Consider the following 9014-nt stretch of genomic DNA (forward strand, 5'->3'; position numbering starts at 1 on the left):
GCGGGGGCGCGGGCCGCTGAGAGAACGACGACGCCGCCTGCAGGAGCAGACGGCGTCGTCGTTCGTGGATGCGCGGCTCGCGTCAGTCGAGACCGGCGTCGAGCACTGCGTGGTCGACGGAGATCGTCGGGATCGAGGCTGTGATGACGGACCCGTCCTCGCGGATCGAGCCCTCGATGTCGCTCAGCGTCGGGTAGCCGGCGAGCTCCTCAACGGCACCCAGCTTGACGGTCGTCGGTTCACCCGGGGCGACCGCGACGCGGCGTCCGCGCACGGACACCTCGGCGCCCGAGCCGGTCTCCGCCGTGAACGTCATGGAGTCCTGCTCGAGATCGACGCGGATGCGCGAATCCCGCAGGGTGATGCGGAACTCGAGGTGCGGCCAGTCGGCGGGGAGGCGCGGGTCGAAGGTGATCTTGCCCCCGTGGTCGCGCATGCCGCCGAAGCCGTAGACGAGCGCGCTCCAGATGCCGCCCGTTGACGCGATGTGGATGCCGTCGCTCGTGTTGTGGTGCAGGTTCGCGATGTCGACGAACAGCGCCGTCGAGAAGTAGTGCTCGGCGAGGTCCGCGTACCCGACCTCGGCCGCGATGATCGACTGGACGACCGCGGAGAGCGACGAGTCTCCCGTGGTGAGGGCGTCGTAGTACTCGAAGTCCTTGCGCTTCTGCTCCGGCGTGAACTCGTTGCCCTGCAGGAGCAGCGCCAGCACCACGTCGGCCTGCTTGAGGACCTGGAAGCGGTAGATGACGAGCGGGTGGAAGTGCAGCAGCAGCGGGCGCTGCGATGAGGGCGTGTTCTCGAGGTCCCACAGCTCCTTCTCGAGGAACTGCGCGTCCTGCGGGTGGATGCCGAGCTTCTCGTCGAAGGGGAGGAACATCGCCTCGGCGGCGGCAGCCCACTCGACGAGCTCCTCCTCTGCAAGGTGGAGGCGCATCGTGAGGCGCTCGAACGAGGCGGGGTCGGTCTCGCGGAGACGCTCGCACGCGTCGTACGCCGCCCGCAGGTTCGCCTTGGCCATGACGTTCGTGTACAGGTTGTCGTTGACGACGGTCGTGTACTCGTCTGGGCCGGTGACGCCGTGGATGTGGAAGTGGTCGTCGCCTCCCGTGCGCCAGAAGCCGAGGTCGGCCCAGAGACGCGCGGTCTCGACGAGGATGTCGATGGCACCCTGCGCGAGCAGCTCGTCGTCACCGGTTGCCGCCACGTACTGCACGAGCGCGTGGGAGATGTCGGCGTCGATGTGGTACTGCGCCGTGCCTGCGGCGTAGTAGGCGGAGGACTCCTGGCCGTTGATGGTGCGCCACGGGAAGAGGGCGCCCTTCTGGTTCATCTCGTGCGCGCGCTGGCGTGCCGCGTCGAGCATCTGGTGACGGAAGCGGAGCGCGTTGCGGGCGACGTTCGGCGCCGTGTAGCTGAGGAACGGGAGGACGTAGACCTCGGTGTCCCAGAAGTAGTGCCCGCCGTATCCGGAGCCCGAGACGCCCTTCGCTGCGACACCGCCGCCGTCGGTGCGGGCCGTTGCCTGGGCGAGCTGGAACAGGTTCCAGCGCGTCGCCTGCTGGTACACGGGGTGGCCGTGGATGACGATGTCGCTGCGGTCCCAGAAGTCGTCGAGCCATTCGCGCTGCCAGCGGTACACGTCCTCGACGGGCACTTCGCGCATGCGGTCGAGGGTGCGGTCGGCGCGGTCCGCGAGTTCGCGGGTGGGGACGCTCTTGGACGTGTGGTAGGCCACGTGCTTGATGATGCGCACGGGGACACCGGGCTCGGCGCGAACGCGGAAGGCGGTCTCGGCGAAGTCGGCGTCGACGCGCGTGGTGGCGTCCCACTCGTTGTCGGTGATGATGTCGTGGTCGGCCGCGACGGCGATCGTCATGCCCGAATGGGTGGTGCGGTAGGCGAGCATCGAGCGCAGGCCCTCTTCGCGCGCGATGCGGGACTGGAGCACCCGGTCGGTGAACGACTCCGCCTTGCGCGGGTCGAAGGCGACCTCGGTCTCCTTCTTGCCGCGCTGGAACTCGTCGCCGCCGTCCTGGCGGTTGATGATCTGGCTCGAGAGGAGGATGGATGCGCCGCGGTCGACCATCTCGACCTCGTAGTCGAGGAGGACGTAGTGGCGGTCCGTGAAGGAGACGAGGCGGTGCGAGCGGATGCGCACGTGCTTGCCGGAGGGCGTGCGCCAGTCGAGCTCGCGCGTCAGGATGCCGTCCTTGAAGCTGAGGACGCGCGAGTAGGAGAGCAGGTCTGCCTCGCTGATGACGAGGGGCTCGTCGTCGACGAAGAGGCGGATGATCTTCGCGTCCGGCACGTTGACGATCGTCTGGCCGACCTGGGCGAACCCGAACGCGTCCTCCGCGTGGCGGATGGGCCACGTCTCGTGGAAGCCGTTGATGAAGGTCCCGTACATATACCCGTCGCGGCTCTCCTCGAGGTTGCCGCGCATGCCGAGGTAGCCGTTGCCGGTCGCGAAGAGCGTCTCGACGAGGCCCTGCGAGTTGGCGTCGAATTCGTGCTCGACCAGCGCCCACTCGTCGAGCGGGAACCGGTGGCGGTCCAGGGGGTCTTCCGTGGAGAGGTTCATGCGTGATCTTCCTTGAGGTCTGAGTGCGGGAACACCGGCACGAGTTCGGCGAGGTCGTCGACGACGGTGTCCGCGCCTGAGGACATGAGCTCTTCGTGGCTCGCTTCTCGGGAGACGCCGATGACGAGGCCGAAGTCGCCGTCGCGGCCGGCTTGGACGCCGGAGTGGGCGTCTTCGACGACCACGCATTCGGCGGCGGTGAGTCCGAGGAGCTGCGCTGCGTACAGGTAGGTGTCTGGGGCCGGCTTGCCGGCGATGCCGTTCTCGGCGGCGACGAGGCCGTCGACGACGGTCTCGAAGCGGTCGAGCAGCCCGGCCGCGGTGAGCACGGGGACGGCGTTGCGGGAGCTGGAGACGACGGCGACGCGGAGGCCGTGCCGGACGGCGGCGTCGAGGAACTCGAGCGACCCCGGGTAGGCCTGTACGCCGGTCTCTGCGAGCTCCGCGTTGAAGGTGTCGTTCTTGCGGTTTCCGAGGCCGCAGACGGTCTCGAGCTCCGGGGAGTCCTCGGGCGTGCCGTCCTCGAGCGTGATGCCGCGGGAGGCGAGGAACGAGCGGACTCCGTCGTAGCGGGGCTTGCCGTCGACGTAGCGGAGGTAGTCGTCGTCGGTGTATGCGGGACCGGCGCCCTTGGCTGCGAGGTAGTCGGTGAAGAGCCGCGCCCATGCGCGCATGTGCACCTCGGCGGTTGGCGTTATGACGCCGTCGAGGTCGAAGAGTATGGCCTTTGAACTGGTGAGCTGTGTCACGTCTCGGAGACGAGGAGCGATCATTGCATCCAACCTTGCATCGTTGGGTGGCGCCGTGACGCCGTTCTATGGTGCACGGCGGAATTCCCCGGTGCGCTCCGCCCTCGATACGCACCGCAGAGCCCCACCGCGATGTTCAATATCGTAGGGGTTCCCGGGTATTCGGTGCGCCGATATTCGGACGATCCGTTCAGCCGGCTTCGTGGATGTGGCTGCGCTCGGCCTGCCGGCTGAAGAGCGAGAGGATCTCGAGCGTCGTGTCGCCGTCGTTGGTCATGGAGTGGGGGCGCGTCGTGTCGAATTCCGCGGCTTCGCCTGGTTCGAGGATCGTGACGTCGTCGTCGAGCTGCAGGCGCAGTCTTCCGGCGAGGACGTAGCACCATTCGGTGCCTTCGTGCACGCGCAGGGTGACCGGCTTGTCTCGTTCTGAGGGCTTCTGCGGCGCGACGAGCACCTTGAAGGCCTGCATGCCGTCCGTGGCGCGGGAGAGCGCGAGGTAGACGCGATCGCCGCGCTTCACGGGCTTGGGGTGGATGCGCGGGTCGCCGGTCGAGGGTGCGCCCACGAGGTCGTCGAGCGGCACGCGGTAGCAGCGCGCGAGCGGCAGGAGCACGTCGAGGGAGGGGCGTCTGCCGCCTGATTCGAGCCGCGAGAGGGTGCTGACGCTGAGGCTCGTCTCCTCGGCGACTTCGCTGAGCGTCATGCCGCGGGCCTGTCTGATCTCTCGGAGTCGGGGCGCGACGCGGCTGAGCGCCTCGGTGATTCCGGTGGTCGGGTCGTCAAGGCTGTCTGGATCGCTTGTCGCTGCATCCGTCGTTGCTGCATCCGTCATGTTGCGAAACTAGCAAACTCGGTTGCGAAACACGAGAGTCCCGCCGGAGACTCGACCCATGACACAACTGGATGCGCCGCAGCACGCGGCAGAGAACGAGAACCTGCTCTGGGACACGATCGTGATCGGCGCCGGCCCCGCCGGTCTGAGCACTGCGCTCATGCTCACGCGGGGGCGCAGGCGGGTGCTCGTGCTGGACCACGGAGTTCCCCGCAATCGATTCACCGACCACATGCACGGCGTCCTCGGCCACGAGGGTCTCGCGCCCGGTGAGCTGCGGCGGTTGGGTCGCGCCGAGGTCGAAGCCCACGAGGGTGTCTTCGCCGAGGCTGAAGTGGCGAGCGTCACCTCTGTCGGGGGCGAGGATGGCGCACGCGTGCAGGTGATGATCAAGGATGGACGGGGCTTCCGGGCACGAGCGGTCGTCGTGGCGACGGGCCTCCGTGACGAGCTGCCCAACGTGCCGGGACTCCGCGCCCTCTGGGGGCGAGGCGTCTACGCCTGCCCCTTCTGTGACGGCTACGAGCACCGCGATCGACCCATCGCCGTTCTTGCCAACGGCGAGCACTCGGATCTGAAGGCGCACATGCTTCGGCAGTGGAGCGGCGACCTCGTGCTCCTCGTGAACGGCTCCTTCGCGCTCGGTGAGGCGGAGGCGCGCTCACTCGTCGCCCGCGGAGTGAGGATCGAGCGCTCCGGGGTCGACGAGGTGCTCGCAGGTGTCGACGGACGGCTTCGCGGAGTCCGTCTCGCTGACGGCAGAGAGCTCGAGCTCGAGGCGATCTTCACGAACCCGAGCTTCGTGCCGCTGACCGGGATGCTCGACGGTGTGGATGTCCGCGGCCCAGAGCATCCCGAGTCCAGGGTCTGGGTCGTCGGCAACGCGGGGGACCCTCGCGCCAACGTGCCGGTCTCGATTGGCCAGGGTGCAGCGGCCGGCGGTGACATCGCCCTCGCTCTGCTCATGGACGAGATCGCAGGAGCAGGCAGGGTCTAGGCCGTCTCGGGCACCTCGCTCGTGTGAGCTCGCGACGTCCCCCGGTGGTGGTCGCGGACCGCCTGCTCGATCACGCTGCTCGGCGCCCCGATCTCGAGGAGGGAGAGGAGGTGGTCGTGCTCGGCGATCGTGGCGGGCGTGATGCGGATGTCGGATTCCGGCGCCGAGGATCTCAGGCGGTCGAGGTGTCGCCAGGTTCGCTCGACGAGGTCCACGAGATACGTGTTCGGGCTCCGTCGGAAGAGGAGGTGGTGGAATCTCGAATGCAGCCACGTCGGGTCGTCGGGATCGACGAGCATCCGACCCATCTCGGCGTTCGCGCTGCGGGCCTCGCTGAGCACGTCCTCCGTGAGGTGACGGGCGGCGCTCGCGGTCGCGTAGCCGTCGAGGATGGCAAGTGATTCCAGGGCCTGCCAGTAGCGCTCCGGCTCGAGTCCGGTCACGTGCGCGCCGACGTAGCGCTCGTAGGTGACTGCGCCTTCCGCCTCCAGCATTCGGAGAGCCTCGCGCACAGGGAGCGTGCTGACGCCGATCTTGCCTGCGATCGCGCCGAGGACAAGTCGGTGGCCCGGGGCGAAGGTGCCGTCCGAGATCCGCTGCTCGATGAACTCGTAGGCCAATTGGGTCTTGCCGGAGGGGCTCGGGTCAAGGGTCTCCGCCACGCCTGTCATGCTCGGCCTCTCGGTGTCTCGGGTGGGCTATTCGGGTGGGGGATACGGGCGACGATATACGGTTTCGCGTGCATCTGCTGGCCACCGACAAGTGAACCGCGAAACGTGATCATTCTGCGCGGGGAGGGGTGCCTGAGTTGACGCGCCATGGCATTTTTGGCACGATCATCGAACTTCATTCGATTGCATGGAACGCCGCCCTTGGCCCCGCGTTGCCCGCCGTTGCACTCGACCACAAGCTGCGCCGCCTCGGGGATGCCGTGTTCCCCCGGGGCGGCGCTTTTTCTTGCGACTAGAGTTCATGTAAACGCATTGAAATGGATGGAGCTGCCATGACCGGCACGATCGAGTTCGGCCTCAACACCTTCGGAGACGCGACCAACGACCTCGACGGCACCCCGCGCTCGCACGCGCAGGTCATCCGCGACGTCGTCGAGGAAGGCGTCCTGGCTGAACAGGTCGGCATCGACGCCTTCGCCGTCGGCGAGCACCACCGAGACGACTTCGCGATCTCCACGCCAGAGACCGTGCTCGCCGCGATCGCGGCCCGCACCGAGCGCATCCGTCTTGGCAGCGCGGTCACGGTCCTCAGCTCCGATGACCCCGTGCGGGTCTTCCAGCGGTTCTCCACCGTCGACGCCATCTCGAGCGGGCGTGCAGAGGTCATGCTCGGGCGGGGCTCGTTCACCGAGTCGTTCCCGCTCTTCGGGCTGAACCTCCAGGACTACGAGGTGCTCTTCGACGAGAAGCTCGACCTCTTCATGAAGATCGCGGCGGGTGGGCCCGTCAGCTGGAGCGGAACCGTCCGGGGTGCGCTCAACGACGTCACCGTGCATCCGCAGCTCGAGGAGGGCCGCCTGCGCACGTGGGCCGCCGTCGGGGGCACGCCCCAGTCCGTCGTGCGGGCCGCTCAGTACTCGATGCCGCTCATGCTCGCGATCATCGGCGGCGAATCAGCGCGCTTCGCGCCGTTCGCGAAGCTCTACCGGCAGGCCAACGAGCAGTTCGGCCACCCGAACGGCCCGATCGGCGCGCACTCGCCTGGCCACATCGCGGACACCGACGAGCAGGCGCGTGAAGAGCACTGGCTGAACTACCGCACCATGATGATGCGCATCGGCAAGGAGCGCGGCTGGTCGCCCATGCAGTACGCGCAGTACGAGCAGGAAGCCGGCGAGCGCGGGGCGCTCTACGTCGGCTCGCCAGAGACCGTCGCGCGCAAGATCGCCGCCACGGTCAAGGTGCTCGGCCTGCAGCGCTTCGACCTCAAGTACAGCGCAGGCACGCTGCCTCACGAGCACAGCATGAGGGCGATCGAGCTGTACGGCACGAAGGTCATCCCGATGGTCAGGGACCTGCTGGCCTGATTGTGCGGATGCACTACCTCGGCTCCCCGGGCTGGGCGAAATGCTCGTGAAGCGCCCAGCCCGCCCGAGTAGCGTTGGAGCATCCATCGCCACCGCGCCCGAGACTCGGGGCCCGGGAAGCGCGAGCTCGCCAACAACCGAGGAGTTTGCACAATGACGTACCCCAACGAAGCGGAACTGCTTGCGAAGGTCCCCGGCCAGCTGTTCATCGGCGGCGAGTGGGTCGACGGCGCGGATGAGCCGTTCGCGGTCAACGACCCGTCGACGGGCAAGCCGCTCAAGCACATCGCCAACGCGAACCCAGAGCAGGGCATCCAGGCGCTCGACGCCGCCGTCGCCGCGCAGGAGGACTTCGCCCGGATGGCACCGCGCGAGCGCGGGGAGATACTCCGACGCGCGTTCGACATCCTGCAGGAGCGCCGCGACGAGATGGCGCTCATCATGACCCTCGAGATGGGCAAGCCCCTTGCTGAGGCGCAGGGCGAGGTCACCTACGGCGGCGAATTCCTGCGCTGGTTCAGCGAGGAGGCCGTCCGCGTGCACGGCCGCTACGGCACGCAGCCAGAGGGAACGGGACGCATGATCGTCTCGAAGCACCCCGTCGGTCCCGCGTTCCTCATCACGCCGTGGAACTTCCCCCTCGCCATGGCGACTCGCAAGATCGCGCCCGCGATCGCCGCAGGCTGCACCTCGGTCGTGAAGCCGGCGTCGCTCACGCCGCTCACGACCCTCTACTTCGTGAAGATCCTCGAAGAGGCTGGCCTGCCCAAGGGCGTCGTCAACGTCATCACGACCCGCAGCACCGCCGCGGTCTCCTCCCCGATCATCGCCGACTCGCGCCTGCGCAAGATCTCGTTCACCGGGTCGACCGGCGTCGGCCAGGGCCTCATGAAGGAGGCCACGAAGAACGTGCTCCGCACATCCATGGAGCTCGGCGGAAACGCCCCGTTCGTCGTGTTCGAGGACGCTGACCTCGACAAGGCCGTCGAGGGTGTCATCGCGGCGAAGTTCCGCAACATCGGACAGGCCTGCACGGCTGCGAACCGCATCCTCGTGCACACGGATGTCGCGGACGAGTTCGCGCGTCGGGTCACCGAGAAGGTCGCCGCGTTCAAGATCGGCCGCGGCACCGAAGACGGCGTCATCATCGGCCCACTGGTCGAGGACAAGGCCGTCGACAAGGTCGCCTCGCTGGTCGACTCCGCAGTGGCGGCGGGGGCTGAGCTCCTGCACGGAGGCAAGCGCGTGGAGGGCGACGGCTCCTTCTACGAGCCGACCGTGCTCAACCGCACCCCATCGTCGAGCGACATCTTCCGCGAGGAGATCTTCGGACCGGTGCTCTCCATCACGACGTTCGCCGACGAGGAAGAGGCGATCCGCCTCGCCAACGACACCGAGTACGGCCTCGTCTCCTACGTCTTCACGGAGGACCTCAAGCGCGGCCAGCGCCTCATCGACCGCATCGAGACGGGCATGATGGGCCTCAACATCGGCGTGCTCTCCAACGCGGCGGCGCCGTTCGGCGGCGTCAAGATGTCCGGCATCGGACGCGAGGGCGGCTTCGAGGGCATCGAGGAGTACCTGTACACGAAGTACACGCTCACGCCGAACCCCTACGCGTAAGCAGCACGCAGCACGCAGCACGCAGATCCCGTCGCCAGCCCAGAGCTGGCGGCGGGATCTTCGTCTGCCGTCTGCCGTCTGCCGTCTGCCCCACCCCCGCGCTCACCCAAACAACGCGCTCGTCAGCGTCCTCGTCAGCGCTCTCGTCGGCGCCCTCGTCAAAGGAGACGGACTTGTCCACATTCCTACTG

General features: G+C 67.8%; 7 protein-coding genes. 3 read left to right on the forward strand and 4 right to left on the reverse strand.

Annotation, left to right across the window (positions count from 1 at the left end; genetic code table 11):
* Positions 1-82: 82 nt before the first annotated feature.
* The 3 genes from C5E06_RS02870 to C5E06_RS02880 all read right to left on the reverse strand — a co-directional run bounded on the left by C5E06_RS02870 (position 83) and on the right by C5E06_RS02880 (position 4165).
* Positions 83-2584 carry a glycoside hydrolase family 65 protein gene (locus tag C5E06_RS02870; RefSeq protein ID WP_104305927.1) on the reverse strand — a complete coding sequence of 834 codons (2502 nt, stop codon included), beginning with the start codon at positions 2582-2584 and terminating at the stop codon, positions 83-85.
* A complete protein-coding gene (locus C5E06_RS02875) occupies positions 2581-3357 on the reverse strand; it encodes an HAD family phosphatase (RefSeq protein ID WP_104242832.1) in 777 nt (258 codons plus the stop codon). The genes C5E06_RS02870 and C5E06_RS02875 overlap by 4 nt, the downstream gene beginning before the upstream one ends.
* 166 nt (positions 3358-3523) lie before the next feature.
* The gene (locus tag C5E06_RS02880) at positions 3524-4165 is read right to left on the reverse strand and encodes a helix-turn-helix domain-containing protein (RefSeq protein ID WP_104305928.1); all 642 of its coding nucleotides are present in this window, start codon (positions 4163-4165) and stop codon (positions 3524-3526) included.
* 58 nt (positions 4166-4223) lie between these two features.
* On the opposite strand from C5E06_RS02880, the gene C5E06_RS02885 reads away from it, so the two are divergent.
* Complete coding sequence (locus C5E06_RS02885) at positions 4224-5162, forward strand: NAD(P)/FAD-dependent oxidoreductase (RefSeq protein ID WP_104305929.1); 939 nt, start codon at positions 4224-4226, stop codon at positions 5160-5162.
* On the opposite strand, the gene C5E06_RS02890 is transcribed toward C5E06_RS02885, so the two are convergent.
* Entirely contained in the window at positions 5159-5824 is a 666-nt protein-coding gene (locus C5E06_RS02890) for a GntR family transcriptional regulator (RefSeq protein ID WP_181059744.1), read from the reverse strand. The genes C5E06_RS02885 and C5E06_RS02890 overlap by 4 nt on opposite strands.
* A 341-nt stretch (positions 5825-6165) precedes the next feature.
* On the opposite strand from C5E06_RS02890, the gene C5E06_RS02895 reads away from it, so the two are divergent.
* Together C5E06_RS02895 and C5E06_RS02900 are read left to right on the forward strand one after the other, a co-directional pair.
* The gene (locus C5E06_RS02895; RefSeq protein ID WP_104305930.1) at positions 6166-7200 is read left to right on the forward strand and encodes an LLM class flavin-dependent oxidoreductase; all 1035 of its coding nucleotides are present in this window, start codon (positions 6166-6168) and stop codon (positions 7198-7200) included.
* A gap of 153 nt (positions 7201-7353) precedes the next feature.
* The gene (locus tag C5E06_RS02900; RefSeq protein ID WP_104242822.1) at positions 7354-8823 is read left to right on the forward strand and encodes an NAD-dependent succinate-semialdehyde dehydrogenase; all 1470 of its coding nucleotides are present in this window, start codon (positions 7354-7356) and stop codon (positions 8821-8823) included.
* Positions 8824-9014 lie beyond the last annotated feature (191 nt).

This window comes from Pseudoclavibacter sp. RFBI5, assembly GCF_002931395.1.
Taxonomy (GTDB): Bacteria; Actinomycetota; Actinomycetes; order Actinomycetales; family Microbacteriaceae; genus Pseudoclavibacter.